General features: G+C 67.4%; 15 protein-coding genes. 5 read left to right on the top strand and 10 right to left on the bottom strand.

Annotation, left to right across the window (positions count from 1 at the left end; genetic code table 11):
* Window positions 1–9: 9 nt before the first annotated feature.
* Both DT074_RS20210 and DT074_RS20205 read right to left on the bottom strand, forming a co-directional pair.
* Window positions 10–765 carry an alpha/beta fold hydrolase gene (locus DT074_RS20210; RefSeq protein WP_119421675.1) on the bottom strand — a complete coding sequence of 252 codons (756 nt, stop codon included), beginning with the start codon at window positions 763–765 and terminating at the stop codon, window positions 10–12.
* Between the two features lie 21 nt (window positions 766–786).
* The gene (locus tag DT074_RS20205; RefSeq protein WP_119421705.1) at window positions 787–2,259 is read right to left on the bottom strand and encodes an amidase; all 1,473 of its coding nucleotides are present in this window, start codon (window positions 2,257–2,259) and stop codon (window positions 787–789) included.
* 256 nt (window positions 2,260–2,515) lie between these two features.
* Here DT074_RS20205 and DT074_RS20200 point away from each other — a divergent pair, with 256 nt between their 5' ends.
* The 4 genes from DT074_RS20200 (at window position 2,516) to DT074_RS20185 (ending at window position 6,336) form a co-directional block, all read left to right on the top strand.
* Window positions 2,516–3,352 carry a hypothetical protein gene (locus DT074_RS20200; RefSeq protein WP_162915040.1) on the top strand — a complete coding sequence of 279 codons (837 nt, stop codon included), beginning with the start codon at window positions 2,516–2,518 and terminating at the stop codon, window positions 3,350–3,352.
* Window positions 3,353–3,373: 21 nt separating this feature from the next.
* Entirely contained in the window at window positions 3,374–4,951 is a 1,578-nt protein-coding gene (locus DT074_RS20195; RefSeq protein ID WP_119421673.1) for a hypothetical protein, read from the top strand.
* A complete protein-coding gene (locus DT074_RS20190; protein WP_119421672.1) occupies window positions 4,930–5,169 on the top strand; it encodes a hypothetical protein in 240 nt (79 codons plus the stop codon). Before DT074_RS20195 ends, DT074_RS20190 begins: the two co-directional genes overlap by 22 nt.
* A gap of 150 nt (window positions 5,170–5,319) precedes the next feature.
* The gene (locus DT074_RS20185; protein WP_119421671.1) at window positions 5,320–6,336 is read left to right on the top strand and encodes a GDSL-type esterase/lipase family protein; all 1,017 of its coding nucleotides are present in this window, start codon (window positions 5,320–5,322) and stop codon (window positions 6,334–6,336) included.
* Between the two features lie 11 nt (window positions 6,337–6,347).
* On the opposite strand, the gene DT074_RS20180 is transcribed toward DT074_RS20185, so the two are convergent.
* From DT074_RS20180 to DT074_RS20145, 8 genes are all read right to left on the bottom strand, one after another.
* Window positions 6,348–7,100 (bottom strand): DUF1194 domain-containing protein, encoded by a 753-nt coding sequence (locus tag DT074_RS20180; protein WP_162915039.1) that lies wholly within the window; start codon window positions 7,098–7,100, stop codon window positions 6,348–6,350.
* A 26-nt stretch (window positions 7,101–7,126) separates the two neighbouring features.
* Window positions 7,127–8,356 carry an amino acid ABC transporter substrate-binding protein gene (locus tag DT074_RS20175; RefSeq protein WP_119421669.1) on the bottom strand — a complete coding sequence of 410 codons (1,230 nt, stop codon included), beginning with the start codon at window positions 8,354–8,356 and terminating at the stop codon, window positions 7,127–7,129.
* A 52-nt stretch (window positions 8,357–8,408) separates the two neighbouring features.
* Window positions 8,409–9,170 carry an ABC transporter ATP-binding protein gene (locus DT074_RS20170; RefSeq protein WP_368744795.1) on the bottom strand — a complete coding sequence of 254 codons (762 nt, stop codon included), beginning with the start codon at window positions 9,168–9,170 and terminating at the stop codon, window positions 8,409–8,411.
* Window positions 9,171–9,177: 7 nt separating this feature from the next.
* The gene (locus tag DT074_RS20165) at window positions 9,178–9,891 is read right to left on the bottom strand and encodes an ABC transporter ATP-binding protein (protein ID WP_119421668.1); all 714 of its coding nucleotides are present in this window, start codon (window positions 9,889–9,891) and stop codon (window positions 9,178–9,180) included.
* Window positions 9,888–10,769, bottom strand: a complete 882-nt coding sequence (locus DT074_RS20160) for a branched-chain amino acid ABC transporter permease (protein ID WP_119421667.1) — start codon at window positions 10,767–10,769, stop codon at window positions 9,888–9,890. The genes DT074_RS20165 and DT074_RS20160 overlap by 4 nt, the downstream gene beginning before the upstream one ends.
* 9 nt (window positions 10,770–10,778) lie before the next feature.
* Entirely contained in the window at window positions 10,779–11,756 is a 978-nt protein-coding gene (locus DT074_RS20155; protein WP_119421666.1) for a branched-chain amino acid ABC transporter permease, read from the bottom strand.
* Window positions 11,757–11,778: 22 nt separating this feature from the next.
* The gene (locus tag DT074_RS20150) at window positions 11,779–13,185 is read right to left on the bottom strand and encodes an amidase (protein ID WP_119421665.1); all 1,407 of its coding nucleotides are present in this window, start codon (window positions 13,183–13,185) and stop codon (window positions 11,779–11,781) included.
* Window positions 13,186–13,323: 138 nt separating this feature from the next.
* The gene (locus DT074_RS20145) at window positions 13,324–14,295 is read right to left on the bottom strand and encodes an SDR family NAD(P)-dependent oxidoreductase (protein WP_119421664.1); all 972 of its coding nucleotides are present in this window, start codon (window positions 14,293–14,295) and stop codon (window positions 13,324–13,326) included.
* A gap of 131 nt (window positions 14,296–14,426) precedes the next feature.
* Between DT074_RS20145 and DT074_RS20140 the strand changes: the two genes are divergently transcribed.
* Window positions 14,427–14,817: c-type cytochrome (locus DT074_RS20140; protein WP_162915038.1), on the top strand; the 391-nt coding region annotated here is incomplete at its 3' end.

Here is a 14,817-nt window from a genome sequence, read left to right as displayed (position 1 = left end):
GAGCCTCGCCTAACTTGCCATCGCGCGGTGCGCGGCGAGGAACATGCTGACGTGGCGGAGCGCCAGCGGCACGCGCTCGGGCGGATCGCGCCAGGGATAGAGGCTGACCTGCGCGTTCGGCGCGAGCATCGCCGATTCCATCGCGGCGGCGAAAGGATGCGGGGGAATGTCGTCGGGCATGACCAGCACCGGCGTCCTGCATTCGCGCACGAAGTCGCGCGTCACGGTGAAGACAAAGTCGTTGCCGGAGCGGTACATGCTGTTGAGGAAGGTCTCCGCCATGCTGGCGGTGATCTCGGGCCGGGTGGCGCAGAGCTGCGGCGCCCAGTTCGCCATGTTGTTGTCGAAGAACTGGTTCGGCAACTCCGGCCGGTGGCCGCTCGGATGCACCAGCACGGCGGCGATGACGCGATCGGGCGCACGGCGGATCAGGTTCCAGATCAGCGGGCCGCCGATGCAGAAGCCCATCGCCACGAAGCGGTCGATCTTCAGATGATCCATCAGCGCGAGCTGGTCGTCGGTATGCGCGTCCCAGGGCCGGTCGAGCTCCAGCGGCCCGGTGGTGCCGCCGCCATTGGCGTTGCGGATGTCGAGCGCGACGACGCGATGCGTGGCAGCGAATTCCCTCAGCGGGTTGAACGAGCCCGGCCCGTCGAGCTTGGCGATCGTCGCGTTGAGCCCGCCGCCCGGCAGCACCAGCAGCGGCGGGCCGGCGCCCGCTTCCTCGTAGTGGATGCGGGTCTTGCCCTTTTCCAGGATCGGCATCGTCTTCCCTCCCCCTTTTTGTCAGTTGGTGACGTGCACCCCCGGCCGCTTGCCGTCGTTCCACTGGCCGCCGATGGCGCGCTCGATCTGGGCGGCGAGCTGCAGCAGCAAGCCGTCCTGCGCCTGCGCCGCCTGGGCCTGGATGCCGAGCGGCAAGCCGTTCTCCTGTCGGCCGAGCGGCAGCGAGATGCCGGGGATGCCGCAGAGATTGGCGAGCGGCGTATAGGCGAAGAAGCGCCAGAGATTGCCGAACCAGTCGTGCACGTCCGGATTGTCGCTCAGGGTCAGATACTCGGTGGTGCCGATCCTGGGCGTCGGCAGCGCGGTGATCGGCGTGAGGATGATGTCCCATTCTTCGAAGAAGGCGCCGAAGCCGCGCGAGGTGGTGTTGAACACCGCCTGCATCCTGGCGCGCTCGCTGAAGCTGGTGTTGATGCCGGCTTCCCAGATGCGGATGTTGATCGGCTCGATCAGGCCCTCGGGCGGGCGCTTGTGGCCGAGCGGCGCGATCAGGTTGGCGATGGTCTGGGCGAAATTGCTGATGTAGCAGGTGGTCTGCGCGGCGAAGGCGGCGCGGATATCGACCTTGGGCAGCGCCCAGTCGACCTTGTGGCCGAGGCCTTCAAGGAGGCGGCCGACGCGGGTGAGTTCGTCGACCAGCGCGGGCGTGGCGCGATAGTCGCCCCATTCGTGCGAGAGGGCGATGCGGAGCGGCTTCGGATCGCGCTCGATCAGCTTGAGATACGGCTCGGTGGGCTGCCAGAACGGCATGAACTCGCCCGGCGCGCCGCCGCGGCAGGCATCGAAGAAGGCCGCGCTGTCGCGCACCGTGCGGGTGTGGCAGCCCTGGGTGGAGACGAGGCCGGAGAGATCCGACAGGGCCGGCGCGATGGAGAACACGCCGCGCGAGGGTTTCAAGCCGATATTGCCGTTGACGCCGGCCGGGATGCGGATCGAGCCGCCGCCATCGCTGCCATGGCTGATCGGCAGGATGCCGGCCGCGACCGCCGCGCCGGTGCCGGCGGAGGAGCCGCAGGTGGTGTAGCCGGTGTTCCAGGGATTGCGGGTGACATAGACGGCGGGGTTCTCCGCCGAGCTGCAGCAGCCGAATTCCGGCGTCGTCGTGCGGCCGATGATGTTGAGCCCGGCCTGGCGGATCTTCTGGGTCAGGAAGGTGTCGGCCGGCGCGCGGTTGCCGCGCATGAGCAGCGAACCCATCTCCTGCAGCCGGCCCTTCATCTGCGGCCCGAGATCCTTCATCAGATAGGGCACACCGGCGAAGGGGCCGGCCGGGTTCATGCCGTCCTTCAACGGATCGGCAATCACGTCGTCGAACAGCTCGACGATTGCGGAGAGTTCGGGATCCACCTTGGCGGCGGCGGCGGCGGCCTGCGCCGCGAGCTCGGCCGGCGTCACCTCGCCCTTCCGCAGCCGGGCCGCGAGGCCAAGCGCATCATGCCGCGCCCATTCGTCCCAACTCATCGCCAAGGTCATCTGGCCCACCGCCGCGCTGTCGAAGCGGCGAGGCTAGATCAATGGATCGGGCGATCAACCTCGCCATTCTGGCATTTCTGCACTCAAAGGTATAACATGGAACACGCTATCAACCTTTCTGTTGGATCGCGGCCGAAACCACGGTGGCGCCGCGTGCGCGGAATCGGCGCGCTGTGGGGGAGAAAGGGCCATGCAATTCCGTGTCGCCGCCACCGCGCTCAATCTGCGGGCCAAGCCCTCGGCGCAGGCGGATCGCGTGGCGGTGCTGCCGCAGGGCTGCATTGTTGCCAGGCTGGCGCTGGCTGAGGGAAATTGGTGGCGCGTGGGCGCCGTATTGCAGGGCGCCGGCGTCGAGGGATTTGTCAATTCGACGTTTCTAGTGGCCAGCGATGCGCCGGCCGAAGCGCCGCCTGCAACCCGGATCGGCGCGGTGCATTTGAAGGAGAACCGGACCGACATCACCCGCCACCGCGATGGCGGTCGCGCCTTCCCGATCGGCGAAGCGGATCGCCCACCCCCCGTCGCCGGCGACGCGGCGGCACGGCGCGCCGGCTTGCTCGCCATCATTGACTGGCTTGATGTGGAGAGCGGCGAGCGCTGGCTCGCCAACGGCACCACGACTTTCTGCAACATCTACGCCCATGACGTCTGTCATCTCGCCGGGGTCTATCTGCCTCGCGTCTGGTGGACGCCGAAGGCGCTGATGCGCCTCGGTTCCGGCGAGCCGGTCGCCGCCGCCTATGGCGAGACAGTGCGCGAGCTGAGCGCCAACGACCTCGCCGACTGGTTCGAGGATTACGGGCCGAGCTTCGGCTGGCGCCGGCTGTTTGACCTCGACGCGCTCCAGGCATCGGCAAACCAGGGCCGACCGGCGATCATTGTCGCGCAGCGCACCGACCTCGACCGCTCCGGGCACATCCAGCTGGTGGCGCCGGAGCATGCGGCGCATGCGGCCCACCGCGCAGACGGCAAAGTGATCCGTCCGCTGCAGAGCCAAGCGGGCGTGACCAATTTCCGCTACGGCTTTCTGGGCAGCGGCAGCTGGTGGAGCGGCAGCGAATTCCGCAAGCATGGCTTCTGGGCGCAGGAGTAGTTGCCAACGACGGGGGGTGCAATGGACGACAAGATCATTGTCAGCAACAGATCCGCATTGACCCGAAAGTACGGCACGGCCGGCCTGGCCAAGATCCGCAAGGGGGTGGATGCGCTGGTCGCCGCCGACGCCGCGAGGGGCATCAAAAGCCGACTGGTCTATCTCGACGACGCGACGGCGATGAAGCGCTACGGCGGCATTGCCGTGAGCGACCGGCGCAATGCGCGCCAGAACAAGGATGCGATCGATGCGATCTTCGCCAGCGTCGAGCTCGAATACCTGATGATCCTCGGCGCGATCGACGTAGTGCCGCACCAGGACTTGACAAATCTCACCTTCGACCCGCCCGACGATCCCGACCGGCACGCCTTCGGCGATCTGCCCTATGCCTGCGATGCGCCTTATTCTCGCGACATCGCCAAGTTCAAAGGCCCGACCCGGGTTGTCGGCCGCCTGCCGGATCTGACCGGTGCGCGCGAACCCTCGCATCTCCTGCGCCTGCTTGCCGCGGCCGGCCGGCATCGACCGCGCCCGGTAACCGATTACGGCAACTATTTCGGGCTCTCCACCCATTCTTGGCGGAGGTCGACCGAACTCAGCCTGTTCAACGTTTTCGGCAATTCCGCCATGCTCGCCCTTGCGCCGCCCTCCGGACCGAAGCATTCGACCACTCGGCTGGCGCCGCTCGCACATTTCATCAATTGCCATGGCGGCCTCGCCGATCCGCAATTCTACGGCGAGAAGGGCAATGCGCAGCCGGTCTCACTGTCGAGCGGCGCGCTCAAGGGACGGATCAAGCCGGGCACGGTGGCGGCCGTCGAATGCTGCTACGGTGCCGAGCTCTATGATTCCGTCACGCTTGCCCTGCCGATGCCGATTTGCCAGAGCTACCTGGCGCAGGGCGCCTGCGGCTATTTCGGCGCCACGACCATTGCCTATGGCCCCGAGGAAGGGAACGGCGCGGCCGATCTGATAACGCAATACTTCCTGCTGGCGGTGTTGGACGGCGCGTCCGTCGGACGCGCTGCGTTGCTCGCCCGGCAGCAGTTTGTGCGGCAGACGACGGAACTCGACCCGGTCGATCTGAAAACACTGGCGCAGTTCAACCTGCTCGGCGATCCATCGATTCATCCGACTTTCATCAACAGCGCCACCAGCGTGCCGAAAGGTGTCGACGTTGATCAGAACAAGCGCCTGGAGCGGCGCGCCCGGCGCCGCAAGTTGCGTGATGAGGGCCAGTTGCTGCAGGAGACCAAGCCCGTGGCGTCGCGCAAGGCCACGAAGGTGCGGATGTCCGCCGCCGTGACGAAAGCACTCGGCAATATCGCCCGCGAAGCGGCGATCGGCCGGCACAAGGACTTCATGGCCTTCGAGGTGAAGACGCCGCGCGGACGGACGGCCCGCGGCAGCAAGGCAGCGCCGGTGGCATCGCGTTACTATGTCGCCGTCTATCAGCCAAAGAAGCGGCCGCGCGACGGCACGCCTCCCAGCGTCGCCGCCGTGGCCAAGGAAGTAGGTGGCCGCATCGTCGGCTATCGGATCTATATGGGGAAATCGTGGGCAGCGGCAAAGCGGGCATGCAACGGGTCGATGGTCTGACGGGCAAGGTGTCGCGTGGTCCGTTCGGCAGCGGCAGCAAGAGCGAGCGCATGACGATCTGGCTGGAAACGCCGGAGGGGCGCTTCGTGCTCCGCCGCAAAGGCGGGCCAACCTTCGGCGACCGCGCGCTCGACAAGTATGTCGGCATGCGCGTCAGCTGCGACGGCTTCATCGCCGACTACATGCTGCTCGCCGAGCGGATCGAGATCCTGCCGTAGCGGAGACGACGACCGCCGGAAATGCGCGGCCAGCGGAGGGGAGACGACATGGCACCTTCGAAAAGGTCCGACAGGACGCGGAAGCCGGCGCGCGCTAAGGTCAAGGCCAAAGCCCGATCGACGGGGCCCGTGGCACCCGCTTCGGGACCGGTGACGCTGGCCGAAGCCAAGAGCATAGCCCGCGCCAAACAGCCCAAGCTCGCGGTGAAAGCCGTACGCAAAGGCGCACTGCCGCCGGAATCGCCCGCCGCCATTGGCGTTGCGCGCGTGGAACGCGACAGGCGCTGGCACGATGAGCTGGCGCGCCGCGTCCGCGAGTACAAGGCGACGATGGACATCATGAAGCGGCGCGGCGCGCGCCGGGCACGACCGAAGAGCGCCAAGGAGCCGGCGGACGCGGAACCGAAATCCAAAAGCAGCTCGTTCGTGCCGCTGCAGATATTCGCCGAGGGTGATTCATGGTTCGACTACCCGGCACTGTTTTTCGGCGGCGGCATCATTCCTCGACTGGAGAACCTGCTCGGCGTGCCGATTTTGAATCTGGCCAAGGCGGGCGATGAAGTGCGCTATATGCTCGGCGTCGAAGAACGGCTGCTGCTTGCCGACCACCTGAGCAAAGGCTGCCCGGCCGGCGGTCCATGGGACGCACTGCTCTTCTCCGGCGGCGGCAACGACATCGTCGACAATCCGATGGCGCTTTGGGTCAAGGATTGGGACCCGACGGTGCCGGCGGCCCAGCTGGTTCACCAGCAGCGGTTCGATGCGGCGCTAGCGCTGGTGCGCGCGGGGTACGAGGATCTGATCCAACTGCGCGACCGCCTAAGTCCCGGCACCGTCCTGGTGTTTCAGGGTTATGATTTTGCCATCCCGGACGGCCGCGGCATTTGCCATCTGGGACCTTGGCTGAAGCCGACATTTGACCTGCGCAATTTCCCGACCCTCGCGGCAAGGCAGGAGGTCGTTAAGGCCATGCTGCAGCAATTCGCGGCCATGCTGACGGGCCTGGCGGTGCACGCCAACGTGATCTTCATAAACGGCCAAGGCACGCTGCTGCCGCAAAAGAGCTCCTGGCACAACGAACTGCACCCATCCAAAAAGGGATTCCAATCATTCGCGAATCTGTTCCATCGCGAACTCAAGGCGCTGTTTCCGGCACGTGTGGTCTAGACGCATCGAAATCAGCGAACGCGCCAATCCACGGCATTCGTGAGAACCGGCCGCTCCGGCCCGCTTGCCGGCCGCGCCGAAATCTCGCGGGCGAATTTCTGCCGCATGGCGCGGGCGAAATCCTCGAAACCCTGCGCCACTTCCAGGATGGCGCCCTCGCCGCCCACCACTTCCCGGGCGTACCAGTCGGCGAGATCCGGCTCGGCCGGGGTCACGATGGGAAGGCCGTTGACGGTGATGCCGCGCGCCACCACCTGGTCGCGCGCGATCCAGGTCGAGACCGGGCCGTTATTCGGCCCGTCGCCGGAGATGTCGATCACCCGCTGGTCGGGCGCGCAGGGGCATTGGTCGAGCAGGTCGGCGGCGGCGAGCATGGCGAGCGAGAGCTCGGTCGAGACCCCAGGTGTGCGCTTGATCCTGCGGATGCGCGCCGCCAGGGCCAGCGCATCCTCATGGCTGCGCAGGATAGTCCAGGGGATGACGACGGCATGCCCGTCGGACCATTCGATCACCGCGACGGCGAGGCCGCCGGCCGCCGCCTGCTGGATCGCCGGATCGGTGAACACGGCGGCGATGCCGGCGCGCTGCACCTCGTAGCGCGCCGCGTCGACGCTGCCGGAGACATCGACCGCCAGCACCACGGCGGCGGTGACGCGCTCGGCCGCTGCGGCGGTGCCGGCCAGCAGCGCCGCCAGCGCGACGGCCGACAGCAGTCGGCGAGCAACCGGCAGGCGCCGTCGCGCCTGCCGGCTCTCGCGCGTCAAAGGCAGGGCGACGGCGAAGCCCGACCCTACTTCCGCTTGTCGAAGGCCGGCACCGGATAGACCGGCTTCGCCGTCGCGACCTGCGGCGGATAGACCACCTCGATGCCGCCCGGCAGGTTCTGCATGATCGAGAAGGCGTTCTTGAACTGCTTGCCGGTCTGGTCGATCTGGTACTCGCCGGTCACCGTGGTGATCTTGTCGCTGAGCTTGAGCGCGGCTTCCTTCAGCTTGGCCGCGTCGACCGACCCGGCGGTCTTGATGATCTCCTCTGTCACCACGCCGGCGCCGTAGGCGAGCGCGGTCTGGAAGTCGGCGGTGTACTGGGCGTTCGGGTGGAGCTTCTTGTAGCGCTCCATCATCTGCGCCCGGTTCAGGCCGTGCGTGACCTTCCAGTTGATCTTGTCGTGCAGCAGGGTCTGGCTGAGGATGTATTCGGCATCCTTGCCGGCCTGCTGCAGGAATTGCGGCTGCGAGGCATAGACGAGATAGACCGCGTTGAAGTTGACGTTCGCCTCGCGCAGCTGGCGCGCGATGGTCATCTGGTCGCCTTCGTAGGCGGTCGGATAGAAGGCCTCCGCGCCCGATGCCTTGGCCTTCTGGATCAGGATGTTGAAGTCCTTCGTGCCCTTGGCGAACTTCTCGTTCATGGTGACTTCCATGCCGAGCTGCTTGGCCAGATCGACCGCGCCCTGGGTCAGCGCCGCCGGGAACGGCTCGTCGAGATAGGCGAAGGCGATCTTCTTCACGCCCATCGAATGCAGCGCGCGCACGCCGGGCTGGCCGAGCAGCGAGCCCGCGATCTGCGTCGCCGAGACGACGTATTTATAGCCCTGGGCATAGATCGAATCGGCCGAGGCCGACCAGATCACCATGAACTTGCCCGCCGTCTCGGTCGCGTTGACCGCGGCGGCGGTGAGCGTGGAGCCGAAGGGGCCGAACAGGAGATCGACCTTCTCTTCCTTGATCAGCGTCTCGTAGACCTTGGGCACGGTGGTCTTGTCGCTGCGGTCGTCGAGCTTGACCAGCTCCACCTTGCGCTTCTTGCCGCCGATCTCGATGCCGCCGCGCGAGTTCACGTCGTCGACCCAGATCTCGGCGCCGCGCAGGCCCGATTGCGCGGCGAGCGCGAAGGTGCCGGTGGAGGAGACGGTCATGCCGATGCGGATCGGGCCGTCCTGCGCCAGCGCCGGCGCGGCGGCCAGGCCGGCCGCCAGGACGGGCGCGGCGAGGGTCAAGAAGAAGTCACGGCGTTTCATGTTCGGTCCTCCCTGTTTGGCGCCGGCCGCCTCGGCCGGCTGCCCCGATGACTCAAGCGTCGATGCGATAATCGACCCATTCGGCGATCAGAGTACGAAGTTGCTCGTCCTGTGCGAAGTCCTGCTTCGCACCGTCCACCTTGTTCTGGCCGAGCTCCAGCACGTAGAGATGGTCGGAAATGCGCACGCATTGCCGCACGTTCTGGTCGACCAGCACGACGGTAATGCCCTGTTTGGGCAGGGTGGCGATGAACTCGTAGATCTCGGCGCTGAGGCGCGGCGCGATCATCGCGGTCGGCTCGTCGAGCAGGATGACGCGCGGCTGCAGCGCAAGCGCACGGCCCAGTTCCAGGAAGCGCTGCTGGCCGCCGCTCATCTTGCCGGCCGGCTGCTTGCGGCGCTCGTGCAGGATCGGGAACTGCGCGTAGGCGCGCTCCAGCGCGCCATTGACCCGCGCCTTGTCGCGGCGGAACGACCAGCAGGCCAGGCGCAGATTGTCCTCGACCGAGAGATCGTTGAACAGGCTGCGGTTCTGCGGCACCAGCGCGATGCCCTTGGCGATGAAGCGCCAGGGCGGCATGCCGGTCACCACCTCGCCATCGACCGCGACATCGCCCTCGATCGGCTTGAGCAAGCCGTAGAGCGTGCGCAGCGCTGTCGACTTGCCGGCGCCGTTCGGACCGATGATGCCGGTGATCTGCCCTGGCCGGACCGCGAGGCTCAGGCCCTGCAGGATGCGGATATCGCCGTGATAGGCGACGCTGACATTGCGCAGCTCCATGACCGGGCGGGCATCCGTGGCGGGATTGGTCATCCGGCCCTCACGCACCGAGATAGGCTTCGATCACGGCGGGATTGCCGCGGATCGCCTCGACGCCGCCCTCGGCGATGACGCGGCCCTGGTTCAGCGCCAGCACGCGATGCGACAGCCGGTAGATCGAGGTGAGGTCGTGGCTGATCAGCAGCACCGTCTTCCGCTCCGCCGCCATGGCCTCGATCTGCTCGATCATGAAGCGGCAGAGCGTCGGATGCACGCCGGCGAAAGGCTCGTCCAGCATCACCACCCGGGGATCCGGCATCAGCATGCGCGCCATCTCGAGCAGCTTCTGCTGCCCGCCCGAGAGTTCCTCGGCGAAGTTGTGCCGCAGGTCGATCAGCCGCATGCGCTCCAGCATCGTCTCGGCCTGGTCGATCAGCGCGCGGTCGGTCGCGCGCCGGCGCAGCACCGGCACCAGCAGGTTGTCGATCAGCGACATGCGGCGGAAAACGCGCGGCACCTGGAAGGTGCGGCCGACGCCGCGAGCGGCGATCTCGTGCGGCGTGCGGCCGGTAACATCCTCGCCGGCCAGACGGATCTCCCCCTCATCGGGCTGGTAGAGGCCGCAGAGGCAATTCATCAGGGTTGTCTTGCCGGCACCGTTGACGCCGATGATGCCGAGCACCTCACCCTCTGCCGCCGCGAACTGCACGCCGTCGAGCGCGACCAGGCCGCCGAAGCGTTTGATCAGGTCGCGGGCTTCCAGCGCCGCATTCATCGGCTGACCCGCCAGCGGCCGAAGCCGGCATTGCGGACCAGGATGGTGCCGACCAGCAGGGCGAAGCCGACGATCTGCGCCATCGCCTGGGGCAGGAACACGGTGGCGAGCTGTTCGGCCAGGCCGTAGAAGACGCCGGCCGCCAGCGCGCCGAGCGGATTGCCGAGCCCGCCCAGCACGACAACGATGAAGCCGATGATGGCGTATTCCGGGCCCGAAAACGCATTGAAGGCCGGGAAGACCAGCGCCACCAGCACGCCGGTGATGCCGGCGATGCCGGTCGCCAGCGCGAAGGCGAAGGCCGACAGCTTGACGATGTCGACGCCCATGATCTGGATCGCCTCGCGGTTCATGATCGCGGCGCGCAGCGCCTTGCCCGGCAGGGTCAGGAACAGGAAGGCGCTGACCCCGGCGGCGACCACCAGGGTGACGCCGAGCGCCACCACGCGGGCGGTGGCCACATAGACCGGGCCGACCTTCATCGAGATCGGCGTGAAGCTGTAGTCGATCGAGCGGGAATCGGCTTCGAACAGCACCAGCATGAAGGCCGCGAGCGCGATCGAGAGGCCGTACATCATCAGGAACGACATGCTTTCCGGATCGTCGCTGCGGGCAAGCCGGGGGATCAGCAGGAAATAGGCGACATAGCCGAGGCCGAAGAAGCTGATCGCGGCGATCGGCAGGGCGGCGAGCGGCGGGATGCCGAACGTGTTGAACAGCACGTAGGCGAGGAACGAGCCGCCGATGACGAACTCGCCATGCGCGAAGTTGACCACGCGCAGCACGCCGTAGAGCAGGGTCAGGCTCATGCCGATCAGCGCGTAGACGCCGCCGACGATCAGCCCGTTGACGATGCCGATGATGACCAGGGTTTCCATAGGCCGGCCTCAGGGCACGTAGCGGCGCCAGGCCGGGCGCCAGCGCAGCAGGGTGCCGACGATGCCACGCGGCAGGAACAGGACGAGCAGCACCGTCGCCAGGCCGAGGATCAGCAGGTTGAGCAGCGGGAACTGGCGCCAGATCAGCTCGTCCAGCCACACCATCACCAGGGCGCCTACGATCGGGCCGCTGACCGTGCCGAGGCCGCCGGCGATGGCGTAGATCACCGTCTTGGCGGTGATCAGCGTGTTGAAGGCGGTCTCGGTGTCGACGATGTTGGTGTACCAGGCCTCCACCCCGCCGCAGACCGCCGGGAAGAAGGCGGCGATCAGCCAGCCGTAGAGGCGGACGCGGGTGATGTTGACGCCCATCATGTCGGCCGCCTCGGCATCGTCGCGCACCGCGCGCAGCGCCTTGCCGAGCCGCGAGCGCGACAGCCACAGGATGGTGCCGAGCGCCAGCATCATCGTCGCCATCATGACGTAGAAGGACAGCACGGGTTCCGCCTGGCTGCCGAGCTGAATGCCAAAGCTACCGCCGGTCATCTCCTCCGGCATATTGGTGATGACGAGGCGGCAGATATACGCCAGCGCCAGGCTGACGATGGCGAAGTAGATGCCGGAGAGGCGCAAGGTCGGGGCGAAGAGCAGCGCGAGAACGAGCCCCGCAAGGCCCGAGAACGGCAGCGCCAGCAAAACGGGAAAGCCCAGCTTCTTCACTAGGATCGCGGTGGTGAAGGCGCCGACGCCGTAGAAGGCGACATAGCCGAACGGCATGTAGCCCGAGAACCCGGACGAGACGTTGAAGCCCGAGGCCATGGTGATCCACAGCATCAGGTAGAAATGAAAGGCGAGATTGGCGCCGACGAACGGCACCACGGCGAAATAGAGGATCACCGCGCCGCCCAGCAGGGCGGCGAGCGTGTAGTAGATCCGGTCGGCGCGCTCGCGGTCGGCGCTGCGCGACGAGGGGTTCGGCCGGTTCATGCCGGATGCATCCGCCACGGGCTCAGAGGCCGAGCGCGGCGAGGTCGGGCTTCCGCTTGTGGAAGCCGGTCGCATCCTGGAAGGCGCGGCCGAGCGCCAACACGGTGGATTCGGCGAATGGCTTGCCGATCACCTGCACGCTGAGCGGCAGACCGTCGGCGAAGCCCGACGGCAGCGCCAGGCCGCAAAGGCCGAGATAGTTGGCCGGACGCGTCAGATAGCCCGGGATCGGCGACATCTCGTCGATGGTGTCGAGCGGGATGGCGGGGATCGCCGCCGTGGGCAGCAGGATCGCGTCATAGGGCCGGAACCAGTCGGCGAAGAACCGGCGCCGCGCCTGCATCTCGCGCCCCGTCTCGGCATAGAGCGCTGGGGCGAAGCTCTTGGCATTGAGCACGCGCTGGCGCACAGCCGGGCCGATCGCCTTCGTCTCGTCCTCGATATAGCCGCGATGCAGCGAAAAGGCCTCGGAGGCAATGATGGCGCCCGCCGGCACGGAGAGATCGAAATACCAGTCGGGCAGCCGCACCGGCTCCACCACGGCGCCCAGCCGTTCGAAGCTGCGGGCCGCGGTCTGCCAGGCGGCGGTGACGGCGGGATGCATGAAGGATGGCAGCTGGGCCGCATCCGGCAACGCGATGCGCGCGCCCTTGATCGGGCGCCCGGCCGCCGCAGCGCGGAAGTCTTCCGCCGGCTGACCATGCGTCGCCGGATCGCGCGGGTCAGGCCCCGCGAGCGCCTGCAGCAGCAGCGCGCAATCCTCGACCGAGCGGCACATCGGCCCGATCGAATCGAGCGTCCAGCTGAGCAGGCCGGTGCCGTGGAGCGAGATGCGGCCGTAGGTGACTTTCAGACCGACCAGCCCGTTGAAGGCCGAGGGGATGCGCACCGAGCCGCCCGTGTCGCTGCCGATACCGGCCGGGGCGAGGCGCGCCGCCACCGCGACGCCGGTGCCGCTGGACGAGCCGCCGGCGCAGCGATGGGTCGCCAGATCCCACGGATTCCACGGCGCGCCCATCAGCGGGTTGGTGCCCCAGCCGCCGAAGGCGAACTCCACCATGTGCAGCTTGCCGAGCGGCACCATGCCGGCGGCGAGCAGGCGCTCCACCGTGGCCGAGGTCTCCGTTGCCTTGCGGTTCGCCCACATCTGCGAGCCGACGGTGCCGGTGCGGCCCTCGATGTCGCAGAGATCCTTGAAGCCGATCGGCAGGCCGAGCAGCGGCCCATGCGGCAGGCCGGCGTGCAGCACCTTGTCGGCCGCATCGGCGATCGCCCGCGCTTCCGGCGCATAGACCTCCGTGAAGGCGTGCAGATTGACGTCGGCCTTCTCGATCCGGTTGAGGAAGGTATCGGCCACCTCGCGCGAGGAGGCCTTGCCACCCGCCAGAACGGCCGCAAGCTCCACCAAGGTCAGTTCGGCCAGTTCCACGGCGCTCCCCCAAAGACAACCGGCGACGGCATCGTCACGCACGCCGTCGCGATCGCGGCGAGCGTGCTTGCTGCTGCCATGCCCGTCAACGAGTCAATCGAGTTCCACTAATCGGGACAGCGCGGGCGGGCGGCGCGCTCACGAGCCGATGCGCCAGCCGACTTCCTTCGCCATCGTCGCAAAGAAATCCGGCTCGTAGGCCCGTTCCGGGTCGGCGCGCACCATCTCGTCGATCCGGTGCGCGTCGGCGCCGACCAGGATGCGCCAGCGCCCGGCCTTGACGCCGTCGAGGATGACCTTGGCGGCCTCCGCCGCGGTCATCGGCGCCTCTTCCAGGAAGCGGCGGGCGCGCTCCTTCACCATCGCCTCGATCTGCTCGTCGCTGTATTTGGCGGCATCGACTTGCATCGCCGTAAGCCGCGCGCGGGCGGTTGCGATCTGCGCCGCGCTCAGCTTGTCGGAGAAATTGCCGCTGATCACCTTGCCAGAATTGCCCGCGATCGAGGTGCCGATATGGCCCGGCATCACGACCGAGCATTTGATATGCGGCGCGTTGATGCGGAGATCGGTGATCAGCGCCTCGGTGAAGCCCTTGACCGCGAATTTCGCCGCCGCGTAGGCGGTGTGCGGCACGCCGGGTCCGAGCGAGGCCCAGAAGCCGTTGACGCTGGAGGTGTTGACGATGTGGCCGGCATCGGCCCGCATCAGCATGGGCAGGAAGGCGCGGGTATTGAGATAGACGCCGCCCCAGCAGATGCCGAAGGTGCGCTCCCATTCCGCGCGCGGCGTCGCGATCATGCTGCCGCCGCCGCCGATGCCGGCATTGTTGAACAGGAGGTGGATGCGGTCGGTGTCCTGCTGCTCCGCCACCTCGCGCTGGAAGCGCGTCACCTGCGCCTCGTCGGCCACGTCCGCGACATGCGCCGTGATGCGCTGGCCCTGGGCGAGGCCGGCTTTGTCGCACAGCGCCTTGGTCTCCGCCATGGTCTTCGCCGAGACATCGCACATGGCGACGTTGCAGCCCTCGGCCGCCAGCTGGCGCGCCAGCTCGCGCCCCATGCCGGTGCCGCCGCCGGTGATGACGGCAATCCGGCCCGCGAAATCCTGCATGCTTTCCTCCCTTGGGCGCTCGCCTCAAAGCGGCGAGCTTGAGCGTAGCGCAGTATACGCCGCGGATGCCGCAGCGAAGCCGGAACAAAAGCCACGCCCCTGCTTTCTTCCGGTGACAGCAGGGACCGCAAATGGACGAAGAGAGGAAACGGGCCAGCATTGCCGTGACTGCCGGTGTCCTGGGGACGCTGGCGCTGCTCGCCGGAATCGGCCTGGTGGTCGTGTATGGCGGGCTCTACAACATCGCGGCCACCGAGGACCACACCTCGGTTACCAGATGGGCCTTCGAGACCACCTTCCAAAATTCAATCGAGCGGCGGGCGGCGGATATCGCGCCGCCAGAGAATGTCACGCCCCAGATGATCGCGGCCGGCGCGGAGCACTACAAGGCGATGTGCCAGCACTGCCATGCCGGGCCCGGCGTCGAACGGTCGGAATGGGCGGGCGGGATGCGCCCGCGGCCGCCGCACCTGACCGAGGCCGCCGCCGAGTGGAATATCGAGGAGGTGTTCTGGCTGGCCA

Source organism: Desertibaculum subflavum (genome assembly GCA_003576705.1).
GTDB classification, from domain to species: Bacteria; Pseudomonadota; Alphaproteobacteria; order Ferrovibrionales; family Ferrovibrionaceae; genus Desertibaculum; species Desertibaculum subflavum.
Note: the sequence above shows the minus strand (reverse complement) of the source record. Positions and strands in the feature narration are given on the sequence as shown.

Bases quoted from the DNA above. Each gene is read 5' to 3' on its own strand.
- DT074_RS20210 (WP_119421675.1), bottom strand. From the start codon at position 765: ATGCCGATCCTGGAAAAGGGCAAGACCCGCATCCACTACGAGGAAGCG.
- DT074_RS20205 (WP_119421705.1), bottom strand. From the start codon at position 2,259: ATGACCTTGGCGATGAGTTGGGACGAATGGGCGCGGCATGATGCGCTT.
- DT074_RS20195 (WP_119421673.1), top strand. From the start codon at position 3,374: ATGGACGACAAGATCATTGTCAGCAACAGATCCGCATTGACCCGAAAG.
- DT074_RS20190 (WP_119421672.1), top strand. From the start codon at position 4,930: ATGCAACGGGTCGATGGTCTGACGGGCAAGGTGTCGCGTGGTCCGTTC.
- DT074_RS20175 (WP_119421669.1), bottom strand. From the start codon at position 8,356: ATGAAACGCCGTGACTTCTTCTTGACCCTCGCCGCGCCCGTCCTGGCG.
- DT074_RS20170 (WP_368744795.1), bottom strand. From the start codon at position 9,170: ATGACCAATCCCGCCACGGATGCCCGCCCGGTCATGGAGCTGCGCAAT.
- DT074_RS20165 (WP_119421668.1), bottom strand. From the start codon at position 9,891: ATGAATGCGGCGCTGGAAGCCCGCGACCTGATCAAACGCTTCGGCGGC.
- DT074_RS20160 (WP_119421667.1), bottom strand. From the start codon at position 10,769: ATGGAAACCCTGGTCATCATCGGCATCGTCAACGGGCTGATCGTCGGC.
- DT074_RS20155 (WP_119421666.1), bottom strand. From the start codon at position 11,756: ATGAACCGGCCGAACCCCTCGTCGCGCAGCGCCGACCGCGAGCGCGCC.
- DT074_RS20145 (WP_119421664.1), bottom strand. From the start codon at position 14,295: ATGCAGGATTTCGCGGGCCGGATTGCCGTCATCACCGGCGGCGGCACC.